Origin of the sequence: Cryobacterium flavum, from assembly GCF_900103805.1 — a bacterium.
In the GTDB taxonomy this organism is placed as follows: Bacteria; Actinomycetota; Actinomycetes; order Actinomycetales; family Microbacteriaceae; genus Cryobacterium; species Cryobacterium flavum.
On sequence record NZ_FNIB01000002.1, the window covers coordinates 35,983 to 55,850 of the forward strand.

The following is a 19,868-nucleotide window of genomic DNA, read 5'->3' on the forward strand; positions in this document are numbered from 1 at the left end:
TGTAAAGTATGACTGTGAATTCTCGTTCTGTCACCATCGATGCCGATGTTGATCGCTCCGCTGAAGCTCGGGCGGTTGCTGCTGCCACTGCTATTCCTGCCCACGTGGTGCAGTCGAAAGGCCACGGCCACGGCGGCACCGCGATGGCGCTCGCCCCACTCTCGCACGTGCTGTACTCCCGCGTGATGCGGCACAGCCCGAGCAACCCGCACTGGGTGGCCCGCGACCGGTTCGTGCTGAGCGCCGGGCACGCGAGCCTGCTGCTCTACGTGCAGCTGTTTCTCACCGGCTACGGCCTGACCCTCGACGATATTGCGGCCAGCCGCACGCTCGGTTCGCGTACCCCGGGGCATCCGGAACACGGCCATACCGTGGGTGTCGAGATGAGCACCGGCCCGCTCGGGCAGGGGGTGGCATCCGCTGTGGGAATGGCGATCGCCGCCCGCAAGGAGGCCGCCACCTTTACGCCTGGCTCGGCTTTGCTCGACCACACCGTTTGGGCGGTGGCCGGCGACGGTTGCCTGCAGGAGGGCGTCTCGGCCGAGGCGTCGAGCCTGGCCGGCACCCTCGGCCTCGAGAATCTTGTGCTGATCTGGGACGACAACGGCGTGACCATCGACGGGCCAACCACGGATGCCTTCGCCGAAGACGTGCGCGCCCGCTACCGCGCCTACGGCTGGCGAGTGCTGGAGATCTCCGACGCCACCGACCTCGACGGCATCGAACGGATGCTGCGCCTCGCCGCCACCCGCACCGGTCGCCCCACCCTCGTGGCCGTGTCCACCACCATCGGAGCCCCCTCGGCCGTGTTCGGCGGGCAGCCGGCCGCGCACTCTGGCGGATTCGGGGCCGACGAACTCGCCGCCATCAAACGCTCCCTCGGGTTCGAGGCGCACGCCACACTCGCGCAGCTCGTTTCGCCCGAGGCACTCGCCTTCTGCCGCCGCGCCGTACAGCGCGGACTCGACCTGGAGGCGGGCTGGGGCGCGGACTTCGCCGCGTGGGCCGGTTCACACCCCTTAGCGGCGCAGGCCTGGCTCGCCTTTCACTCCGGCACCGACCAGGCGGCCGCCACGGCGGCGCTCGACGCCGTCGTTATTGCCGCGCCGGGCACGCCGGTGGCCACCCGCAAGACCAACGGCCAGGTCATTCAGGCGTTGACGCCAGCGCTGGCGCTCTGGGGCGGATCGGCCGACCTGAGCGGCTCCACCAACGTGACCGTTCCGGGCACGGCCGTTTCGGCGACCAACCCCGGCGGGGATTCCATCCACTTCGGTATTCGCGAGCACGCCATGGCCGCGATTCTCAACGGCATCGCCCTGGCCGGTCCGTGGCGGCCGTTCGGCTCGACCTATCTCGTGTTCAGCGATTACCTGCGCCCGGCGATGCGACTCGCGGCGCTCATGCGCCTGCCCGTGCTCTACGTCTTCACCCACGATTCGGTCGCGGTCGGCGAGGACGGCCCCACCCACCAGCCGGTTGAGCAGATCGCCTCGCTTCGCACCGTGCCTCGCCTGGCCGTCATTCGCCCAGCGGATGCCGCCGAAACCGTGGCCGCCTGGCGTCGCCTCGTTGCCCGCCCCGACGGGCCAGCGGCACTCCTACTGTCGCGTCAGGACGTGCCGGTCCTCGGCGTTCGCAGCGGGCTCGACGCGGGCGTTGCCGCCGGCGGATATGTAACCTGGCAGAGCGGAACCGGCCTCGACTTAGCGCTGATCGCGACCGGCAGTGAGGTCTCCGTGGCCATTGCTGCGGCCGAACAGCTCAGCGCTGACGGCCTCGCGGTGCGCGTAGTGTCGATGCCGTGCGTGGAGTGGTTTGCCGACGCATCCCCGGCCTACCGCGACGAGGTTTTGCCTTTAGCGGTGCACGCTCGGGTGGCCGTGGAGGCCGGGCGCAGTGACGGCTGGTGGCGCTGGGTCGGCCCTGACGGCGAGGTCGTCGGCATCGACGACTTCGGCGAATCGGGCAGCGGGCCTGAGATCATGGCGCTTAGCGGTGTGACCGTGGAGCACGTGGCGGCGGCGGCGCGGCGGGCGCTGGCGCGCGGCATCCGCTAACACCGACCTCGACCGGGAGACCCGGTCCGTGCAGGCATCTGCCACGATCGCCACGGCGGGCGGGTTGCGCATCGCCGTCGTGCGGGTGCTCGACGGCTTCGGCCCTCATCACTTTCGCGGCGCCACGGTGACCGTGGCGACCTGACCCCGGCAGATCGGGCCAGCAGCGCGGTCAGCCTTGTGGCGATGGTGTAGGCGAGCACGGCGGAGAACGAGCGCATGATGATGGGCAGCGGATTGCGGATCGGCGAGCAGACGGCCTGCACGATGCGGCTCCCCGTCGCGCGCTGCACCTCGGAGGCCGTTGAGTAGTGCACGTCGCCTGACAGGAATGTCACGGTCTGCGGAGCCGGGCCGCGGCGGCCGTCGGCCACCTCGGTGGCCATTCGTGCCAGCTGGCGAAAACTGCGCTCAAACGCGGCCCAATGCTCCAGATCGACGAGCCGGCGCAGGCGCTCGCCCACCCGGCCGCGGGCCTGCCCGACGCTCCTGTGGAGACTGCTTCATCCCACGATTCGAGGTGGTGAAGGCCGGGCGGCAGGAGAAAGGGCAGTGAGGTGCCGACCAGCAGGTGCCGAAAGCCGCCGCGCATCCGCTCGCCGAGCCGGGCGGTGAGATCGAGTTCGGTCTCACCGGTGTGGGCCGCGATCTCCCGCCAGATCTCGTCGGCGGCGCGTTCCGCCGGCGACATGTTGCCGAGATGCTGGTATACCCAGTAGGAGGCCAGCCCCGCCACGATGCGGCCGTGCCACCATGACGTCGCCTCCATGTCGCGCTTCCAGGCCAGGGACGTGTTCCAGTCGTCGCGAATGTCGTGGTCATCGAAGATCTTCCCCGCATATCATCACGGCGACCCTCAACGGAGTGAGCACGTCGATCAATATCGAAGTCATTCCGACCCCGCGCTGCCACTAGCCGGCGCACTCCTGGCTCTTCTGGCGGGCATGACTGCCGTCATCGCGCTGGCTCGGCGGGCATCCGCTTAGGCGAACCGCTTCCCGAAGCTGGGCCGGCGTGCAGAACTGCGGATGGATCACCAGAATCAGGCAAAATTTTCACTGCAGCACGTGGGTCTGGTCGAGATCTCCGCAGTTGTGAACGACGAGTCGACCACATCGGCCCGTTTAGACTCGGCGCATGCCCCGCCTTGTTGTCGTTCTGCCGCTTACGCCGCTCGAAACCGGATCGAGCTTCTTCGTCGCCGCCTGGCCGCTGCACATCACCGTGCTCGCGCCCTTTGAAACGGATGCCTCCCCAGACGAGATCGCACGCGCCACCGCCGCCGCGCTGGCCGGATTCCCTGCTATCACCGTGGTCGCCGGGCAGGACGAGCTGTTTGGTCGGCACCATGACATTGCCGTGACGCTGATCGACGAGAACGCCGCGTTGACCAGGCTGCACGACCTGCTCGTTGCCGTGCTGCGGCCACTCGCCACGTCTCCGGCCGGGCCGGCGTTTTCCGGGCCGGATTTTCGGGCGCACGTCACCGTGAAGTCGCAGGGTCGAGTGCACGCGGGCGACGCGCTCAGGCTGACCCAGATCGCGCTTGTGGACATGGTGCCGCGCGCGTCATCGAGCGGCCGCACGGTGCTCGCGACGCTCAAGCTCGGCAGCTGATCTGAACGGGCGGTCTGGCTCGCGGCCACTCCAGCGGCGAGTACGCTCGAAACCGTGCTGTCCCGCGATCTGATTCGTCTGTACCCCGAGCTCTACCACGTGGCCGCCGACGGCAGCTGGCCCGCCATCGAGCGGCACGGGCTGCTCAGTCCGGCCGCGCTCGTGACCCGCTGGGGCGTCAAGCAGGGCGCACCTCAGGCCGCCATTCTCGGCAAGCGACGAGGTGAGTCACGCGTGCTGGAGCATGCGGAATTCGGAACCGCGGTCATCCGTCATCAGAAGGCCATTCATGAGCCGTCGCTCGAGGACGCCCTCGACGATATGACCCTCGCCGAATGGTACGCAGCCCTGAACGACCGGGTGTTCTTTCACCTGCAGCCACGGCTGCTGCGCGACCTGCTGAACGCCCGCTCCTATCGGGACGACGCCCACACCGTGATCACCCTCAGCACCAAGAGTCTGGTCGCCGCGCACGAAAACGAGATCGAGCTGAGCGCGCTCAACTCCGGCTTCGCTCAGCGGCACAGCAAGGAGCCGCGGGGGCGCGACACCTTCCAGTCGATCGAGGACTACAAGCATCCGACCCGGTCGCACGCGGTGACCAAGGGGCAGGATATCGCCGAACTCGCCATTCCGCGCGGGGTGCGCGACCTGCGCGACCACGTCGTACGCGTCGAGCGGATGCGCGAGGGCACGGTTCTCGAGCGCCTCGCCTAGCGCACCGCGAGATACTCGACGGCGGCGACGATCAGGGGTGAGGTGGCGACAGCCAGCACCGTCGCAGCAGCCGCACCGGCGAGCACCGCGAACGTGGTGCGTCGGGTGCGGGCTGCGGCGACCTGCTGTTCGAGTGCGGTGAATCGTGCGTGCAGGTGCGCCGGAGCGAGCGGCTGGGCCGCTGCGCGCCAGGTCGCCGGGTCGTCGATGGCGGCGGTGAGCGCGGCCTGCTGCTCGGCGCTGAACACCCGCGGGCGAGCCACGAGCCACCGGCGCAAGCGCGGGGAGTCGATGACCGTCACGGCATCCGGCTTGCGAGCCAGCAGAATTTTGTGCGGATTGACCAGCACAATAACGGACTGAACCACGGTCGTGGCCGGCAGCACAGCACCGAGCAGTGCGGTGATCTGGGCCGATTCAAACCGGGCATCGCGCAGGTACGGCATGGCGTGATCATTGATCGGAATCGAGCGCAACGCCCCGGTCAGGTCGCGATCCCAGTGCGTCTTGGAATTGATCGAGAAGATTCCACCGGGGCCCACGACGAGGTGGTCGACCCAGAACGCGGTATTGCGAATGGGCAGGGAATGGTAAACGCTGTAGCCCTCAGGGAGCCGACCGAGAATATCGCCGACGATCATCTCGGCCTGCGCGGCGCGCAACCAGCTGAGCTCGTTCGCGTCAAGCGGCGAGGCTCCCAGGGTGCGCGCGATCCGAGAACGTGCCGGCCGATCGGCGTGCTGGCGGAGCAGTTCTTCGACGACGGACTGCCCGGCAAACCCACCGGGAGCAGACGGGACCAGAGTTGCGATGGGCATCACCGAGGCAGCCGGCTCGTGATCACGAGACGGTAGTCCAGGCCTAAGACTTGTCATAGCCACGTTCACTTGCCTCACCACGGGTTCGCACCCCGTACTATCGTGCCACCGGCACCTGCCGATTCAGTGTTAACAATCGGCAGGGCCGCAACATTGGTTAGCAATTAATAAGTAATGCTCATTCGAGTTGCGGAGGCGACGGCCTCCCCCACTCAGCCGGGCAACGTCGGCTAACCTGAAAGCCACCCCACTGATTGGAATTACTCGTGTTACACCTGACGTTCAACGTTTGCGCGATCTCAGGGCTCGCGTTCAGCGGCCTGGCCGTTCTGTTGCTACTGGCCAACTTGCTCTCGGGCAACCAGTTCGTCGACGTCATTCTGCCGGCGGCCGTGGTGTCGCTCGTGATCGGCGGCGCGTTCTCGGTGCGGGCCCGACTGCTCTCGGCCAAGGGTCACCGGCCAGCCAAACGTTAACGGGTCAGGCCGCCGCCAACTGCGCCCGCAGCGCCTCGACGACGAGGGCATGATCGTCGAGCTGTGGCAGCCCGGAGACGCCGACCACGCCCACCATCGACCCACGCACGAACAGTGGGAACGCTCCCCCGTGCGCCGCGAAACGCGTGGGATCAAGTCGGGCATCAACGTCGAAGTCGACACCGCGGCTGCGAAATTCCACGCCGACGGCGAGCGATGAGTGCCCGTAGCGGCGCACGACGGCGAACTTGCGCTCCAGCCAGCCGTCATTATCAGCGGATGCTCCCGCCAGGCCCACCTGGAACACCCGCTGGTCACCCAGCACGATCGAGATCGCGACCGGCAACGCCTGGGCGGCGGCGGTCGTGCGGAGGCGGGTGCCGAGCGCCCACGCATCGTCGTGACTGAACGCGTCGAACTGCAGGGTGCGTTCCTGGTCGAGCAGAATCTGCAGCTGGGCGAGGTCGTCGGTGTGCATCGAGGGTCCAATCCGGGGGCGTCATTGCCGTGCCACCGCGGTCGCCGGGTGGCTAGTCCCCCACGCTACCGGGCCGGGGCAGAATAGTCGGGCGACGACCCCAGGTGAGCGGGTTGTCGATCACGGCGGCGAGTTCCATGCGTTCGATCGGGCGCAACACCTGCGGGCGCGCGGCCAGCCAGTCGCCGAGCGTCGCCGCCCCGAGCACCGGCACTGTGGTCATTCTTCCCGAACGGCCGGTGACCCACAGTACGCGGGCGCCCAGCAGCACCAGCGCCGGCTGCACCGCGGTGCGTAGCGGCAGCCGCCCGCGAATCTGCGTGGTGAGCTGATTCGCGTCGGCCTGTGCCGCCGCGAGATCCGGCGAGCGCCGCCCGGCGACGAGCACGCTCTGGCAATGCACCCAGGCAATCTGACCGTCGCAGAGCTGCGCGTGCAGGGCGAGAACCCCGCCGGGGCCGACCAGCAGGCGCATCGCGCTCGGACCATCAGCATCGAGTGTGGGCAACGTGAATGCGGCCCAATGTTCGGGCAGCGTCGCGAGCAGCCTGTCGACGGCGGATTCAACCTGCGCACGAGCCAGCGCCAAGTCGGTCGGCGTCGCCGCGGGGCGGGACGCGCGGCCGAGCAGCCAGGTTGGGCCGGTTGATAATCGAGGCGCTCCGGTGCGCGTCGATTCGGGCAATACCGGGGGCGTCGACAGGCGCCGCCGCGTGGAGAGTATGTGAGTCATCGGGCTCCTCGCCGGGTTCTATATCTTGCCAGTGCCGCCCCCGCCGCAAGACCCCCAGAATGGGTTACTTTTCACCAAGCGGATGCCGCCACGTCTCGAGGCGACCGGGTCGCACCACGTATATTCGAAGGGTCGTGCCGCGCGGCCAGAAGGAGCCCCATGACCGTTCGACGCCCGACCCGATCGTTCCTGCTAATTGGGTTGATCGTGGGGGTGCTCGCGGCGATCCTGGTGGGAACGTCGGTGGCGGGGTCATCCGTTTCGTCGAATCTGGCCGACCCAACCAGCAGCGGGGCACCGACGGCGACCATCGAGCCCAGGCCGACGGTAACGGCAAAAACCGCGCCGCCGCCCGGGCCCGACAACGCGGCCTTGGCCGTGCTGGCGACCCTGCCGGTGAAGGGGCGCGCGCCCAAGACCGGCTACGACCGTGAGGGAAGCTTCGGTTCGGCCTGGCAGGACCTGGACCAAAACGGATGCGACACCCGAAACGATATCCTGGCCCGCGACCTGACCGTGCTCGTAGTGGCCACTGATTGTGAGGTGCAGAGCGGCATCCTGCTCGGCCCGTACACCGGACTGACCATCGACTTCGTGCGCGGCCAGACGACCTCGTCGCTCGTGCAGATCGACCACGTCGTCGCTCTGTCGAACGCCTGGCAGACCGGAGCGCAGCAGCTGTCGCAGGAGCAGCGGGTGGCGCTGGCCAACGATCCGCTCAACCTGCTCGCCGTCGACGGCGTCACCAACTCGCGCAAGGGGGATGGCGACACGGCCACCTGGCTGCCGCCGCTGAAAAGCTATCGGTGTGCCTATGTAGCTCGGCAGATTTCGGTGAAGGCGACCTATGCGCTGTGGGTGACGACAGCCGAACACGATGCGATGACGCGCATCCTGTCGGACTGCCCGAACGAGGTCGCGACGGCCACCGACCCCGTCGTCGCACCGGCGCCGGCACCGGTGGCCGACCCGCCGAGCGACGTCTTCTTTCAGAACTGCACCGCCGCGCGGGAGGCCGGCGCGGCCCCGGTGCACGTTGGCGAGCCCGGCTACGGCCGCCATCTTGACCGCGACGGCGACGGAACCGGCTGCGAATAGGCCGAGTCTGTTCAGTCGGCGCGCGGCAGCGTCAATGCGAAACGAGCACCGGCCAGCGCGCCAGGGGTCGCGATCGGGCCCAGGCACTCGAGGGTTCCGCCGTGCGCCCTGGCGAGAGCTCGGGCAATCGACAGACCGAGGCCGGAACCACCGCGGTTACTCGCCCGCGACGGGTCGAGGCGCACAAAACGTTCGAAGATGCGCTCGCGGTCGGCCTCGGGCACACCGGCTCCAGAGTCGCTCACCGTCAGCTGCACCGCGCCGTCAACAACGGCCAGATCGGTGCGGATGCTGCCGCCCACCTCGGTGGCGTTGCGCGCGTTCCCGAGCAGGTTGGTCGCAACCTGCGCCAACCGTGAGGCTTTCCCGCTCGGCGCGAGGCGGGTTGTCACGCAGCAGGGTCTCCGCGCTGGCCTGTAGACCGGCGGCGGGGGTGCGCAGCTCGTGCGAGACGTCATGCGGGTGAGTGGACGCAGCGCGACTCCGACCACACCGGTCAGCAACAGCCAGGTCACGACGATGGTGAGCAGGCCGGCCACGACCTCGATCGTGCGCAGCTGCACCAGCACCGCGTCGATGCCGGCCTCACTCGAGCTGAGGGTGAGGGTTCCGCCGGCGACGGTCTGGGTGACCGAGAGGCGGTCGCCGCTCTGGGTGACGACGGCGCCCGGCACTGATTCGGCGTGCGGCGGCATGCCAGGGCCACGGTCGGCGCCGGGAGTGGGGTCGGCCCGCCCGTAGACCGTGTCGCCGCCGACCGAGTAGGTCACGGTGACGTCGTCGCCGGTGAGCCGGTTCGCCAGGCTCTGCGCCTCCAGGCCCTGCTCGGCCAGAATCTGCGCGTACCCGGCCCGGTCGATCAGCCACTGCTGCAGGTCGGCGCGCAGCTGACCGCCGAGCACGAGGTTGATCAGAATACCGACCGCCACCAGCACAATCGTGAGCATCGCCAGAACTGCGGCGACGACTCGCAGTCGCAGTGAGGTGGTGCGCATCGGGCGTACTTTCGTAGAAGGGAAACGGATGCCGCGTGCGCGGCGAGCGGACGGCATCCGCTGGTATCGGTGCCGGTCAGGCGGTGAGGCGGTAGCCGATCCCCCGCACGGTGTGGATGAGGCGCGGACCGTTGGCGTCGAGTTTTCGGCGGAGGGTGCTCACGTAGGCCTCGACCAGGTTGGGGTCGTAGTCGTCGTAACCCCAGACCTGGGTGAGGATCTGGGTCTTGGAGAGGGTAAGTCCGCGGTTGTGGGCGAGGTAGGTGAGCAGGCGGCGCTCCGTGGCGGTCAGGTCGACCAGCACACCCGCCCGTGTGGCGGTCGCGGCCTCTTCGTCAATGACGAGGTCGCCGACCTGCATGGTCGGGGAGACCAGGCGTCCGGTGCGGCGGAGCACGGCGGTCACCCGTGCCGCGAGCTCGGCCAGTACGAAGGGCTTCATGATGTAGTCGTCGGCACCGGCCTGAAACGCCGCAAGCCGATCGTCGACCGCGTCACGCGCGGTCACGAAGAGCACGGGTGTGTTGCCGGCAGCCCGCAGCCGCTGGGCCAGGTGCAGCCCATTCTCGCCGGGCAGCATAATGTCGAGCACCGCGGCATCGGGCCGGAATCTGGCGATGCGCTCGGCGAAGTTCTCACCGTCGGGCGCGGTATCGACGACGAAACCGGCCTGAACGAGCGCCTGGCCGATCGCTCTGCGCAGCGTCTCCTCGTCTTCGACGACGAGAACGCGGGCAGGTTCGGTGGGCACGCTCTAACAGTGCGGGGCCAAGCTGAGCGTTTGCTATGCGCCTGCTGACCGTTTGGCGACCCCCGGCAAGATTCAGTTCGTCTTCAGATTCGCCCCCGAGGCTGAAAAAGAGAGAAGCCCCGAGTGGGCATCCACTAGCTCACGCGTAGGAGAAATTATGACCCGCACCAACGATTCCCAGCCCACCGACCCGAACGACCCGAACCCGTCGTCCAGCGCCTGGGAGGGTTCAACGCCCGAAACAGCTGCGGCCGCACAGGACGAAACGGCCGCGACCGAAGCCGTCGACTCGCAGTCGAGCCTGCCCTATGACGCTCAGGCCACCCTGCCGTTTGATTCGAACGCGACGGTTCCGCTGCACGATGTGCCGAACGCCGGGCAGCCGCTGGCCAGCGAGGCGCACGCGACCGTTCCGTTCGCGGCCGCCCCGAACGGCTACGCCATGCCGAACGCGCCGTACGACCCGGCCGCCCCGAAGAAGAAGACGGGAGGCTCCCGGTACCGCAAGCCCGTTCTCATCGGAAGTGCCGCCGCGGCTGCGCTGCTTCTCGTTGGCGCCGGGATCGGTTTCGGCATTGGCACCAGCGTGGGTTCGAACGCCGAATTGGCCTCGAATAACTCCAGCATCTCCAACGGTCCCGGCGCCGAAGCCGATGGCGACTCGGCCACGGAGCCCGGAGCGGGCCGCCCCGGCGGCGAGGACGGTCCCGGAAGCGGCCCGGCCCAGGGCGGCCCGCGGGGAACCGATGACGGCACCGCACCCGTCGCACCGCACCCGTCGACGGATGCCCCGACCGCACCGACCTCCTAACCAGCACGAGCAGAAGCCGTACCGCGCCACGCGGGTTAGAGCGCGCTGACGAGCCGCGGCAACGTCAGCAGCATTTCCAGGGCCCCGAGCGTCGTGAGAACCATTCCGAGCGGCAACCACAGCAGGCGGGTACGACGCGCCCGCGCCACTTCTGACTCAAGCTCGCCGAAGCGCTGCAGAATCTCAGCCGGTTCCAACGCTACGAGGGCCTGCCAGAGCGCGGGGTTCTCGACGAACCCGGCAATTTCCAAGCGGTCGAGGGGGGCAAGCACCGGAGGGAGCCCCTGCAGCCAGGCGCACAGATCGGCCGCCTCGATCACTTTTACCCGCGACGGTTGGGCCTTCACCGTCACGCTCTTCGTATCGACGAGCACGACCACTCCGTGCACCGACGCGGCGCGCGGCATCCGCTCGGACAGCAGAGTGGTGAGGCTGACCGCCTCGAATTCGGCCTCCCTTATATAGGGAATCTTGCGGGCACCGACCAGCACGCTGCGCCCAGCGACCAGTACCGACTTGCGCGCCTGACGGTCGGAGTGCAGGGCAAATACCCCGCCCGGCCCGATCACGAGGTGATCGACGTCGGCGCCGCGCTCACCCACCGGCAGGGAGTGGAAGACGATCCATTCCCGGGGCAGTTCGGCCAGAGCCAGCCCCACGGCAATTTCAGCGCGAGCGGCGTCGAAGCAGCGCGCGCTGTCCGCGCCGAGCGGCGACCGACCGACCAGGCGTTGCACCGGGCTGCGGGGCGCAACCAGGCGTTGCTCCAGCAGGAGCACTTCTATGATCGACTGCGCAGGGCAACGCTGTCGCATTATGGAAGCATCGATGGTCACGGTTCTCCTCTTCGGGTTTTTGAACTTAGCCGTCGGACGGCCAGCCCCAGCAGCCCCCGATCGGGAGCTTGCGCGCGGGTCAGATGCCTGATTTATCGCACGAGGACGACTTTGTTCACCCCAGTACGGGGGCGGCATCGGCTCGGCTGGACTTTTACCGAATGAGTTGTGTCACGATGACATTGCCCGGTTGTTCGACAGCAACCCCACGGCACGACCAGCCCGGCATGTTGCCGTTGGTCGTAGAAATGACCGGGGGAAATTCATGATCGACAATGATCTGTCGCGCGCGGTCACCAATACGCAGGCCGCGGCGACGGCCGCCGTCGCCGCATTCAATGCCAGCACCTCCCCGGAACAGCCGGAGGGACTCCAAACTTCGTTTACAACGACTGCTCGGGCGACCGCAGCGGCTTCGGCAACGTCCTATGCCACCTGGCAAGGTGTCAGTGAGCAACGCCACATCAACTATCGGTTGTGGGTGCAATCACCAGACGGTCAGAGATACTGCGATTGGGCCCCGCGGGCGTCCCTGCTGAGCCAGGCTATCGCAGCTCGCGACGAGGCCATCCTGGCCGCCTGGCGGTTTGATGCCAGCCAAGTTATCTCGCCGGCAGAGCAGGAGGCCTTCGCCGCCAGCCAGGCCGGCACAACCACGCTCCGGTCGAAGCGCTCGCGATCCATTCGTCGAGGCGGAATTGCCCTCATGTTGCTGTCGCCCGTGGTCTGGGTCTTCGCCTACTTCTTTGTTCTGCTCACCGGCGGTGAAGTCAGCATGCAGGCTATTCTGCCCGTCGCCTGGCTCCTGCTCGGTGCCGGAGTGGTCTTCGCGGGAGCACGAATGGCTCGCCCGCTACCCACCGACGACTCCGACCTAACAGCCGGATTCGCTAACCGGGTGGCCCTGCTCGGGTTCGATCCCCTCACCGAGCCGGCCCGGCTGCCACGGTTGTGGACCGAGGATCCGAAGGTGGGCGAGCGCCTCGACCAGTTCATGCGCGACTCCTACACGAATTTTCCGACGCCGAGCGAGCTGCCGGCTCTGCGCATTCCCGACGTACGATCGGGGCGCACCGAGGCGTCGATCCAGGTGCGGGCCGTTCTCGAACAGTTTGCCGCAACGGATGCCTTGAATCGCCTCTGACCGATCAGTCGCTCCCTCAACCAGTGAATTACCTGAGCTTGCACGCGACCATTAGGGGGCGTATATTTCTTCGATTATGCTGAAGCTAAGCAACTTAGGCATGGCCTTTTCGGTCCCCTTCGCCTGGGGGCACCGACGTAAGGCACCTGCACCATGAACAAGAAGAATATTCTCATCGCCAGCGCCATCGGTGTCGTACTCGTGTTGGGCGGCGCCGGTATTGCCCTGGCCGTCAGCGATATCGGCGATAACGATGGCCCCCTCTCCGGCGAGACGCTCGATCGTGCGAGTAACGCAGCCCTGGCCGAAGTTGGCCCCGGCACCGTGACGAGCGCGGAGCGCAACGATGACGGCGGCAGCGCCTACGACCTCGAGGTGCACCTCGAGAACGGCACCACGGTCGACGTGGAACTCAACGACGCCTTCGACGTGGTCTGGGTCGGCGACTTCGACAATGACAACTCGAACAACTCGTCGAACAACAGCTCGTCGACACCGAGCGCGGCGACCGACACGAGCGCCGCCGACCAGGCTGCCGGCGAGCGCGCGAGCGCCGAAGCCGCAGCCCTCGCTGCGATCGGCAGCGGGCGCGTGACCGACTTCGACCGGGACGACGACTGGGACCACGTCTACGAGGTTGAGGTCACCCTCGACAACGGCAGTGACCGCGACGTCGAGCTCGACGCCAACTTCGTCGTCGTGCGCATCGACGACGTTCAGCAGTAACAGCCACACTCGATCAACGGCTAGCGTTCGACCAGAATCCCGTCTTCGTCGCAGTAGACGGTGCGCCCGGGCGTGAAGGTCACACCGGCGAACTCGACCACGGTATCCGCTGTGCCCGAGCCGGTCTTGGAACTCTTGCGCGGATTGCTGCCGAGGGCTTTCACGCCGAGGTCGAGGGCGCCGATGGCGACCCGGTCACGCACCGCGCCGTTGATGATGGCGCCGGACCAGCCGTTCGCGACCGCGAGGTCGGCGATCAAGTCACCCATGAGGGCCGATTTGAGGGAGCCGCCGCCATCGATGACGAGCACGGCACCGTCACCGGGCGTGGACAGGATGGACTTGAGCAGGGCGTTGTCTTCGAAGCAGGTGACCGTGCGGATCGGGCCGCTGAAGCGGGCTCGCCCGCCGATTGTCTGAAACTGCAGGGGTACGGATTGCAGCTCGTCGCCACGCTCGTCGTACAAATCGGCGGTCAATACGGTCATTGTTCCTCCAGGGTTTCGTTGCTTCCAGAGTAGGCCCGGGCGCGCGGCTTATATGACGCTGTCGAGAAAGGCCTGGGTGCGCGGGTTCTGTGGATTGTCGAGCACCCTGGCCGGAGGGCCGCTCTCCACAACGATTCCGGCGTCCATGAAGACGACCTCGTCGGCGGCGCCGCGGGCGAAGCCGATCTCGTGGGTGACCACGACCATCGTCATGCCGTCGGCCGCGAGGGCGCGCATGACGTCGAGCACATCACCGACCAGTTCGGGGTCGAGGGCGCTGGTCGGCTCGTCGAACAAGAGCAGCTGCGGATCCATCGCGAGGGCCCGAGCGATCGCGACCCGCTGCTGCTGACCACCCGACAGCTGCGCGGGATAGGACTGTGCCAGATCGGCCAGGCCGACCCGGTCGAGCAGTTCCCGTCCACGGTCACGGGCAGCGGGCTTGGGCAACCCGCGCACTCCAATCGGTGCCGCCGTGATGTTCTCGAGGGCGGTCATGTGCGGAAACAGGTTGAAGCGTTGAAAGACCATGCCAATACCCCGGCGTTGTTTGGCGACCTCGCGGCGGTTCATCTCGAAGATGCGGCCGTGCCGAGCGGCATAACCGACGAGTTCGCCGTCGACGGAGATGCGACCGCCGTCGATACGTTCCAGGTGGTTGATGCAGCGCAGAAACGTGCTCTTGCCTGAGCCCGACGGCCCGAGCAGACACATCACCTGACCGGCCGCAACGTCGAGGGAGATGCCCTTGAGCACCTCGACGCCGCCAAAGCTCTTACGCACTTTGCGGGCACTCAGCAACGGTTGATGAGCGGATGCCGTCGGGTCAGGTACGCGCTCGCGGTCGGTCACGGGGCATCCGCTCTGTTGGTGGTGGGACGAGGAACTGGACGCAGTATCTTCCACACCCGTGCGAGTGGCGTCGGCGGCAGGCTGCGGGCGTTGCCGCGACCGTAGTGGCGTTCCAAGTAATACTGCGGAATCGACAGCATCGAGGTGAGAAACAGGTACCAACAGCTGACCACGACGAGCAGTTCCACCTGGCGCAGGTTCTGCGAGGAGATCTGGGTGGCGACCGTGTACAGCTCAAGCACAGCGATCACCGAAAGCAGCGAGGTGTTTTTGAGCATCGAGATGGTCTCGTTGCCCATCGGCGGGATGATCACCCGCATGGCCTGTGGAAGCACCACCTTGAATAGGGTGAAGGTGGGGCTCATTCCCACCGAGTATGCGGCCTCATACTGGCCTTCGTCGACCGACAGCATGCCGGCCCGAACGATTTCGGCCGAATACGCAGCCTGGTTCAGGGTGAGGGCGAGCAGTCCCGCGGTGAATGCCGGAATGAGTGTGTTGGTGTCCATGGAGAACAGGCTGAAATCGGTGAATGGAACGCCGAGGGTGATCTGCGCGTAGAGCAGCCCGAGGTAGCCCCAGACGACAATCTGGATCAGCAGCGGCGTGCCGCGAAAGGCCCAGATGTAGAGCCAGGACAGGGCGTTCATCACCGGGTTGTTGGAGAGGCGCATGACCGCCAGCAGCACCGCGAGCACGGTCGACACGGCCATCGACACGATCGTGAGCACGAGGGTGAGCACGACGCCGTCGAGAATGCGCCGGTCGAAGATGAACTCGCTGATCGTGGGATGGTTCACGTTGTCGTTCTGCCAGAGCGAGACGGCCACTCCGGCGAAAACGAGCAACAGCACAACGGCGATCACCCAGCGCCACGGATGTCGCAGCGGGACGGCGTCGATGTCGTCGGCGCGCCTATTGCGCGGATCCGGATCGTCGATCGGCGGCGCGTCCGGACCGGGCCGGGCGAGCGGCAGGTTGGGCATCAGATCACGACCCCAGGTTGAAGCCGGCCTCGTCGAGCCCGTAATTGCTGAGGTCGTACGTGGCCAGGATCTTGGCATAGGTGCCGTCGGCGATAGTCGCGACGAGGGCGAGGCGGATGGCTTCGCCCAGTTCGCTGTTCTCCTTGAGAATGCCGATTCCGCTGTAGACCGGGCTGTACCCGTTCGGGTTGGCGTCGTCGGTGACCACCTCGAACATCGTTCCGTCACCGGCGGTCTGTGCGGTGTGCGCCGCGACGGCCGAGTCGACGACTTCAGCGACCGCGCGGCCGGACCGCACCGCGGTCTGCACCTCGGTTTCACCGGGAAGTTCGGAGATGACCACCGGGCCGGGGCCTGCCGCCGTGCATTCCTCGTCGTAACTGCGCAGAATATCGGCCTGCACGGTGGCTTTGGGCACGGCGACGTCCTTGCCGCACAGGTCGAGCACCCCGGTGATGCCTTCGGGGTTGCCGGCCAGCACGAGAATCGAGAAGCCGGCGCGGAAGTAGTCGACGAAATCGAGGGTGCCCTGGCGCTCCTTGGTGTCGTTCATGCCCGACATGATCACGTCATTCTTGCCGGCCTGCAGCGACGGAATCGCGGTGGCGAAGGCCTGCTTCTGCAGTTCGAACCGCACGCCGAGTTTCACGCCGAGGGCGGCGGCGAGGTCGTGGTCGAAGCCGGTGATGTTCTGTTCGGCATCGTACATTTCCATCGGCGGGTAGGGAATGTCCGAGGCGGCCTTGATGATTCCGGCCGATTTGATCGACTCGGGCAGTGCGGCGGCCGCGGCCGGGTCGACGTCGCCGGTCACCGCGGCGGGTTCTTCGCTGTCAACGGCGGCGGAGCATCCGCTCAGCGCCAGACCGGCGACGAGGCCGACCGACGCGAGCAGCTGCCAACGCGGGCGGGGCGAAACTGTGTTCAGGTGCAGGGTCATGGCGGTCTCCTCTGGTTGCGGAAAGGCTAGAAACGGATGCTGTCGGTGCTGGCGGTGACGCTGGCCAAGACGTCGGGCAGCACCTCGACGCCGATGCCGGGGCCGGTGGGCACCCGCAGGTGACCGTTCTCGAGCTCGAACGGTGCGGTGAGGTCCTGGTCGAAGTACCGGCTGGAGGCCGAGGTATCGCCAGGCAGCACGAAGTTTGGCAGGGCGGCGAGGGCCACATTCGCGGCCCGGCCGATGCCGGTTTCGAGCATGCCGCCGCACCAGACCGGAACACCGTGGGCGGCAGCGACATCGTGGATGCGCCGGGCCTCGAGGTAGCCGCCGACCCGGGCCGGTTTCACGTTGATGATGCTGCAGGCACCGAGGGTGATCGCGGTCGCGGCGTCGCGGGCCGATTCAATCGATTCATCGAGACAGATCGGGGTCTTGATGAGCTTGGCTAGGTTGGCGTGGCCGAGTATGTCGTCTTCCTTCATCGGCTGCTCCATCAGGAGCAGGTCGAAGGGGTCGAGCAGCGCGAGGTGACGGGCATCCGCAAGGGTATATGCGGTGTTGGCGTCGACCTGCAGCAGCAGGTCAGGTCCGAACTTCTCGCGCACGGCCCGCACCGGTTCGACGTCCCAGCCGGGTTCGATCTTCAGTTTGATGCGCAGGTAGCCCTCGGCGAGGTAGCCGGCGACAGCGTCGAGCAGTTCGGAGATCGAGTCCATGATGCCGACCGAGACACCGGCCGGTACGGTGTCGCGCACAGCGCCGAGGTGGCTGCCGAAGGAGACGCCGGTGGTTTTGAGCTGCGCGTCGAGGATAGCCGTTTCGAGCACGGCCTTGCTCATCATGTGGCCCTTGACCGGTTCGAGCGCGGTCGCGACCAGTTCGGCGCTGAGCCGGTCGCCGAGTGCCTGCAGCCGGGGCACGAGGTGGTCGCGAATGACCAGGTCGCTCGCGTCCAGAAATTCGGAGCTGTAGAGCGGGTGAGCGTCGGCGGCGCACTCGGCCCAGCCCTCGGCATCCGCTGTGATCACTCGCACCACGGTGACTTCCCGCTCGGTGGACGTGCCAAACGAGGTGCGGAACGGCCGCACCAGCGGCATGTGCACGCGGCGTAGCTCGATGGTCTCGATTTTCATGCTGTTCCTCCTGGTGGAAGTCGGTACCAGCCGTCACGGCTGACCCCGCGGGCTATATGCCCGGAAGCGAATATGTCGGTAAAAATAGAGCGGATGCTACGCCGCCACTCGGCCGCGAGCTGCGGGTTCTGCCCGCGCAATGCCACGATGTCGGCGGGAACCCGGCACCACAGGTCGCCGTCGGCTGCCACGAGCACGGGGTCACCGTCTGGGCCGAGTTTCAGCACGTCGTTCGGGGCGAAGTCAGGACGTTCGACCGCGATCGGGCGGTCTTCGCTGCAGGCCGCTGACTCGTCGCTGGTGAGCGGCCAGACGGCCACCAGGCGGTCACTCTCATCGTTGGCATTCATCTCGCCCTGCATAGGGCCGTAGAAATCGACGGCGTACCCGCTGGCGTAAGCGCCGAGTTTGGTGAGGTTGAAGCGGGCGTTGCGGCTGACCAGGGGGTCGAAGGTCCAGGTCATCTCGGTGAGGTCGCGGGCCAGGCCCCAGGCACGCTGGTGCTGTTTGAGGGCGAACCCAACGCCGCGGTCGCTGATTCCAGGGAGCACACCGGCGATCAGGGAATACATCGATGTCGACTGCGGCGTGACGATGGCCGCGGCGGCACCGACTAGCCGGCCGGCCGGGTCGCGGGCAGCGGTCACGTTACAGCCAGCGTGGCTGATGCTGCGCAGCAGTTCGGAGGGGATTGCGCTCTCGCCGGGCGGCAGGAGCCAGACCCGGTTGAACAGGGCCTCAATCTCGAGAAAGCCGGCGAGGCTGTTTTCGTCGCTCACCCGCACGCCGGCTGATTCGGCCGCCACCCGGGCTGCGCCCTGAGCCTGTTCCGTGACGGCGGCGAGGGTGAGTGAGGGCGACATCTGCCCAGTGTGGCCGGGTCGCAGGCCGCGATCTTTAGCGCTCAGCACGAATAATTCAGTAAATCATGGTTGTCCAGCACAGTGCGGGTTCGCTACCGTGGACGGATGACTTCCCTCGGCCTGCCGGTCGGCGACCTGTTCGCGCTGGCCAACGCGATCGCGGCGATGGTCGGCGGAGCGACCGCGATCGAAGACGTGCAGACCCGCGTGCTGGCCTATTCGACATTGCCCGACCAGCCGATCGACGACACCCGACGCGACGGAATTCTGGGCCGCCAGGTGCCGGACCTGCCCGACAATGCCGAGGCCTACGCCTCGCTGTTTCGGGCGCGCGGCGCCGTACGGCTGCCCGGAGCCATGACACCGAATCTGCCCGGTGAACCGGCAGTACCGGTGGGATTGGCTCGGCTGGCGGTTGCCGTGCGGGCGGGCACCGAGCCGCTCGGGTCGATCTGGGTGGTCGACGCCACTGGGGAGCTGGACGCCGCTGCCGCCGCCGAACTGGAACGCGCAGCGGACATCGCCGCGCTGCATATTCTGCGTGCCCGCAGCGCCGCCGATTTGGCCCGGGCGCAACGCGCAGTGCTGCTGCGCCGACTGCTCGACGGTGACACGGATGCCCGCCTCGTCGCCGCCCAGCTCGGCCTCGACCCGGGCAGTCAGTACGTGGCCCTCGCTTTTCAACCACAGTTCGGCCCCGCCGGCGATGAACTACGAATGAACCGGCTGGTCGACCTCGTGGCGATGGCCTGCGAGGCGCACCAGAGCGGCACCGAGTGTGTCGCCATCGGCACGACTGTATATGCACTGTTCTTCGGCCAGCAGCTGAATGACGCACAGTTGGTCAGCATCGAGGCGATGGCCGCCCGCCTGGTCGCACGGGCGACCATCGCGATGCGGATCGCGCTGCGGGCATCCGTTGGATCGCGGGTGAGCCGTGTCGACACAATCGCCCGGTCACGGCGGGATGCCGATCTTGTTCTGTTGCTGACGGATCCGGCTGGCCCGGTCGTAAGTGCGCGCAATGTGGGCAGTCGGCTGAGCCTGCTCGAACTCGGGCAAGTGCTGCGGGACACCCCGCGGTTGTTCTCGTCCCAGGCGCGCGCGGTGCTCGATCTGGATGAGCGTTCGGGCACCGAGTACGCGCTCACCCTACTTACCTACCTCGACTGCGGGCGGGACTCAGCTCGCACGGCCGGCCTGCTCTCGGTGCACCAGAACACCCTGCGCTACCGGTTGCGCCGGGTGCGTGACCTATTCACCATCGACCTCGACAACGCCGACGACACCCTGACGCTGTGGTTGAGCCTGCGCGTGGCCGACTAGCTGTTGTGCCAGCGCAC

At 67.2% G+C, this 19,868-nt stretch carries 22 protein-coding genes; 9 read left to right on the top strand and 13 right to left on the bottom strand.

Features of this window, described 5'->3' with window-relative positions; translation table 11 throughout:
* Window positions 1–14: 14 nt before the first annotated feature.
* Window positions 15–2,060: a transketolase family protein gene (locus tag BLS91_RS02440; protein WP_241983031.1), complete on the top strand. Its 2,046-nt coding sequence runs from the start codon at window positions 15–17 to the stop codon at window positions 2,058–2,060.
* 334 nt (window positions 2,061–2,394) lie between these two features.
* Here BLS91_RS02440 and BLS91_RS20470 read toward each other — a convergent pair whose 3' ends face one another.
* Window positions 2,395–2,829: a hypothetical protein gene (locus BLS91_RS20470; RefSeq protein ID WP_241983030.1), complete on the bottom strand. Its 435-nt coding sequence runs from the start codon at window positions 2,827–2,829 to the stop codon at window positions 2,395–2,397.
* A gap of 368 nt (window positions 2,830–3,197) precedes the next feature.
* On the opposite strand from BLS91_RS20470, the gene BLS91_RS02450 reads away from it, so the two are divergent.
* Both BLS91_RS02450 and BLS91_RS02455 read left to right on the top strand, forming a co-directional pair.
* The gene (locus BLS91_RS02450; protein WP_092338897.1) at window positions 3,198–3,677 is read left to right on the top strand and encodes a 2'-5' RNA ligase family protein; all 480 of its coding nucleotides are present in this window, start codon (window positions 3,198–3,200) and stop codon (window positions 3,675–3,677) included.
* 54 nt (window positions 3,678–3,731) lie between these two features.
* On the top strand, window positions 3,732–4,394 hold the full coding sequence (locus tag BLS91_RS02455) for a DUF7002 family protein (RefSeq protein WP_092338899.1): 663 nt from the start codon (window positions 3,732–3,734) through the stop codon (window positions 4,392–4,394).
* On the opposite strand, the gene BLS91_RS02460 is transcribed toward BLS91_RS02455, so the two are convergent.
* Window positions 4,391–5,212, bottom strand: a complete 822-nt coding sequence (locus tag BLS91_RS02460; protein WP_241983037.1) for a nuclease-related domain-containing protein — start codon at window positions 5,210–5,212, stop codon at window positions 4,391–4,393. The two genes, BLS91_RS02455 and BLS91_RS02460, sit on opposite strands and share 4 nt — an antisense overlap.
* 266 nt (window positions 5,213–5,478) lie before the next feature.
* Between BLS91_RS02460 and BLS91_RS02465 the strand changes: the two genes are divergently transcribed.
* Window positions 5,479–5,688, top strand: coding sequence for a hypothetical protein (locus BLS91_RS02465; RefSeq protein WP_092338902.1), 210 nt, complete (start codon window positions 5,479–5,481; stop codon window positions 5,686–5,688).
* Window positions 5,689–5,692: 4 nt separating this feature from the next.
* Here the strand turns inward: BLS91_RS02465 and BLS91_RS02470 are convergent, their stop codons facing one another.
* Window positions 5,693–6,166, bottom strand: a complete 474-nt coding sequence (locus BLS91_RS02470) for a heme-degrading domain-containing protein (RefSeq protein ID WP_092338904.1) — start codon at window positions 6,164–6,166, stop codon at window positions 5,693–5,695.
* A 52-nt stretch (window positions 6,167–6,218) separates the two neighbouring features.
* Window positions 6,219–6,899 carry a hypothetical protein gene (locus BLS91_RS19840; protein ID WP_092338906.1) on the bottom strand — a complete coding sequence of 227 codons (681 nt, stop codon included), beginning with the start codon at window positions 6,897–6,899 and terminating at the stop codon, window positions 6,219–6,221.
* 159 nt (window positions 6,900–7,058) lie between these two features.
* On the opposite strand from BLS91_RS19840, the gene BLS91_RS02480 reads away from it, so the two are divergent.
* The gene (locus BLS91_RS02480) at window positions 7,059–7,997 is read left to right on the top strand and encodes a GmrSD restriction endonuclease domain-containing protein (RefSeq protein WP_092338908.1); all 939 of its coding nucleotides are present in this window, start codon (window positions 7,059–7,061) and stop codon (window positions 7,995–7,997) included.
* An 11-nt stretch (window positions 7,998–8,008) separates the two neighbouring features.
* Here BLS91_RS02480 and BLS91_RS02485 read toward each other — a convergent pair whose 3' ends face one another.
* Together BLS91_RS02485 and BLS91_RS02490 are read right to left on the bottom strand one after the other, a co-directional pair.
* A complete protein-coding gene (locus tag BLS91_RS02485; protein WP_241983029.1) occupies window positions 8,009–8,992 on the bottom strand; it encodes a sensor histidine kinase in 984 nt (327 codons plus the stop codon).
* 76 nt (window positions 8,993–9,068) lie between these two features.
* Entirely contained in the window at window positions 9,069–9,743 is a 675-nt protein-coding gene (locus BLS91_RS02490) for a response regulator transcription factor (protein ID WP_092338912.1), read from the bottom strand.
* A gap of 157 nt (window positions 9,744–9,900) precedes the next feature.
* On the opposite strand from BLS91_RS02490, the gene BLS91_RS02495 reads away from it, so the two are divergent.
* Window positions 9,901–10,554 carry a hypothetical protein gene (locus tag BLS91_RS02495; protein WP_092338914.1) on the top strand — a complete coding sequence of 218 codons (654 nt, stop codon included), beginning with the start codon at window positions 9,901–9,903 and terminating at the stop codon, window positions 10,552–10,554.
* 35 nt (window positions 10,555–10,589) lie between these two features.
* Here the strand turns inward: BLS91_RS02495 and BLS91_RS02500 are convergent, their stop codons facing one another.
* A complete protein-coding gene (locus BLS91_RS02500) occupies window positions 10,590–11,390 on the bottom strand; it encodes a nuclease-related domain-containing protein (protein ID WP_159433815.1) in 801 nt (266 codons plus the stop codon).
* Window positions 11,391–11,655: 265 nt separating this feature from the next.
* Here BLS91_RS02500 and BLS91_RS02505 point away from each other — a divergent pair, with 265 nt between their 5' ends.
* Together BLS91_RS02505 and BLS91_RS02510 are read left to right on the top strand one after the other, a co-directional pair.
* Window positions 11,656–12,534, top strand: coding sequence for a hypothetical protein (locus BLS91_RS02505; protein WP_092338918.1), 879 nt, complete (start codon window positions 11,656–11,658; stop codon window positions 12,532–12,534).
* 153 nt (window positions 12,535–12,687) lie between these two features.
* Window positions 12,688–13,260: a PepSY domain-containing protein gene (locus tag BLS91_RS02510; RefSeq protein WP_092338920.1), complete on the top strand. Its 573-nt coding sequence runs from the start codon at window positions 12,688–12,690 to the stop codon at window positions 13,258–13,260.
* A gap of 20 nt (window positions 13,261–13,280) precedes the next feature.
* Here the strand turns inward: BLS91_RS02510 and rraA are convergent, their stop codons facing one another.
* The 6 genes from rraA to BLS91_RS02540 are packed head-to-tail and all read right to left on the bottom strand — an operon-like array spanning window position 13,281 to window position 18,525.
* A complete protein-coding gene (rraA, locus tag BLS91_RS02515; RefSeq protein ID WP_092338922.1) occupies window positions 13,281–13,748 on the bottom strand; it encodes a ribonuclease E activity regulator RraA in 468 nt (155 codons plus the stop codon).
* Between the two features lie 48 nt (window positions 13,749–13,796).
* Window positions 13,797–14,600: an amino acid ABC transporter ATP-binding protein gene (locus BLS91_RS02520; protein WP_276326778.1), complete on the bottom strand. Its 804-nt coding sequence runs from the start codon at window positions 14,598–14,600 to the stop codon at window positions 13,797–13,799.
* Entirely contained in the window at window positions 14,597–15,586 is a 990-nt protein-coding gene (locus tag BLS91_RS02525) for an amino acid ABC transporter permease (RefSeq protein ID WP_092338925.1), read from the bottom strand. The genes BLS91_RS02520 and BLS91_RS02525 overlap by 4 nt, the downstream gene beginning before the upstream one ends.
* A gap of 4 nt (window positions 15,587–15,590) precedes the next feature.
* Window positions 15,591–16,526, bottom strand: coding sequence for an ABC transporter substrate-binding protein (locus tag BLS91_RS02530; RefSeq protein WP_092338927.1), 936 nt, complete (start codon window positions 16,524–16,526; stop codon window positions 15,591–15,593).
* Between the two features lie 26 nt (window positions 16,527–16,552).
* On the bottom strand, window positions 16,553–17,662 hold the full coding sequence (menC, locus tag BLS91_RS02535; protein ID WP_092338929.1) for an o-succinylbenzoate synthase: 1,110 nt from the start codon (window positions 17,660–17,662) through the stop codon (window positions 16,553–16,555).
* Complete coding sequence (locus BLS91_RS02540; RefSeq protein ID WP_134345745.1) at window positions 17,659–18,525, bottom strand: chorismate synthase; 867 nt, start codon at window positions 18,523–18,525, stop codon at window positions 17,659–17,661. Before BLS91_RS02540 ends, menC begins: the two co-directional genes overlap by 4 nt.
* 105 nt (window positions 18,526–18,630) lie before the next feature.
* Here BLS91_RS02540 and BLS91_RS02545 point away from each other — a divergent pair, with 105 nt between their 5' ends.
* The gene (locus tag BLS91_RS02545) at window positions 18,631–19,851 is read left to right on the top strand and encodes a PucR family transcriptional regulator (RefSeq protein ID WP_092338933.1); all 1,221 of its coding nucleotides are present in this window, start codon (window positions 18,631–18,633) and stop codon (window positions 19,849–19,851) included.
* Window positions 19,852–19,868: the final 17 nt, after the last annotated feature.

What these genes read in the sequence shown, in the direction of transcription:
- BLS91_RS20470 (WP_241983030.1), bottom strand. Translation starts at nt 2,829, where the DNA reads ATGGAGGCGACGTCATGGTGGCACGGCCGCATCGTGGCGGGGCTGGCC.
- BLS91_RS02450 (WP_092338897.1), top strand. Translation starts at nt 3,198, where the DNA reads ATGCCCCGCCTTGTTGTCGTTCTGCCGCTTACGCCGCTCGAAACCGGA.
- BLS91_RS02460 (WP_241983037.1), bottom strand. Translation starts at nt 5,212, where the DNA reads ATGCCCATCGCAACTCTGGTCCCGTCTGCTCCCGGTGGGTTTGCCGGG.
- BLS91_RS02470 (WP_092338904.1), bottom strand. Translation starts at nt 6,166, where the DNA reads ATGCACACCGACGACCTCGCCCAGCTGCAGATTCTGCTCGACCAGGAA.
- BLS91_RS19840 (WP_092338906.1), bottom strand. Translation starts at nt 6,899, where the DNA reads ATGACTCACATACTCTCCACGCGGCGGCGCCTGTCGACGCCCCCGGTA.
- BLS91_RS02480 (WP_092338908.1), top strand. Translation starts at nt 7,059, where the DNA reads ATGACCGTTCGACGCCCGACCCGATCGTTCCTGCTAATTGGGTTGATC.
- BLS91_RS02485 (WP_241983029.1), bottom strand. Translation starts at nt 8,992, where the DNA reads ATGCGCACCACCTCACTGCGACTGCGAGTCGTCGCCGCAGTTCTGGCG.
- BLS91_RS02495 (WP_092338914.1), top strand. Translation starts at nt 9,901, where the DNA reads ATGACCCGCACCAACGATTCCCAGCCCACCGACCCGAACGACCCGAAC.
- BLS91_RS02505 (WP_092338918.1), top strand. Translation starts at nt 11,656, where the DNA reads ATGATCGACAATGATCTGTCGCGCGCGGTCACCAATACGCAGGCCGCG.
- BLS91_RS02510 (WP_092338920.1), top strand. Translation starts at nt 12,688, where the DNA reads ATGAACAAGAAGAATATTCTCATCGCCAGCGCCATCGGTGTCGTACTC.
- rraA (WP_092338922.1), bottom strand. Translation starts at nt 13,748, where the DNA reads ATGACCGTATTGACCGCCGATTTGTACGACGAGCGTGGCGACGAGCTG.
- BLS91_RS02525 (WP_092338925.1), bottom strand. Translation starts at nt 15,586, where the DNA reads ATGCCCAACCTGCCGCTCGCCCGGCCCGGTCCGGACGCGCCGCCGATC.
- BLS91_RS02530 (WP_092338927.1), bottom strand. Translation starts at nt 16,526, where the DNA reads ATGACCCTGCACCTGAACACAGTTTCGCCCCGCCCGCGTTGGCAGCTG.
- menC (WP_092338929.1), bottom strand. Translation starts at nt 17,662, where the DNA reads ATGAAAATCGAGACCATCGAGCTACGCCGCGTGCACATGCCGCTGGTG.
- BLS91_RS02540 (WP_134345745.1), bottom strand. Translation starts at nt 18,525, where the DNA reads ATGTCGCCCTCACTCACCCTCGCCGCCGTCACGGAACAGGCTCAGGGC.
- BLS91_RS02545 (WP_092338933.1), top strand. Translation starts at nt 18,631, where the DNA reads ATGACTTCCCTCGGCCTGCCGGTCGGCGACCTGTTCGCGCTGGCCAAC.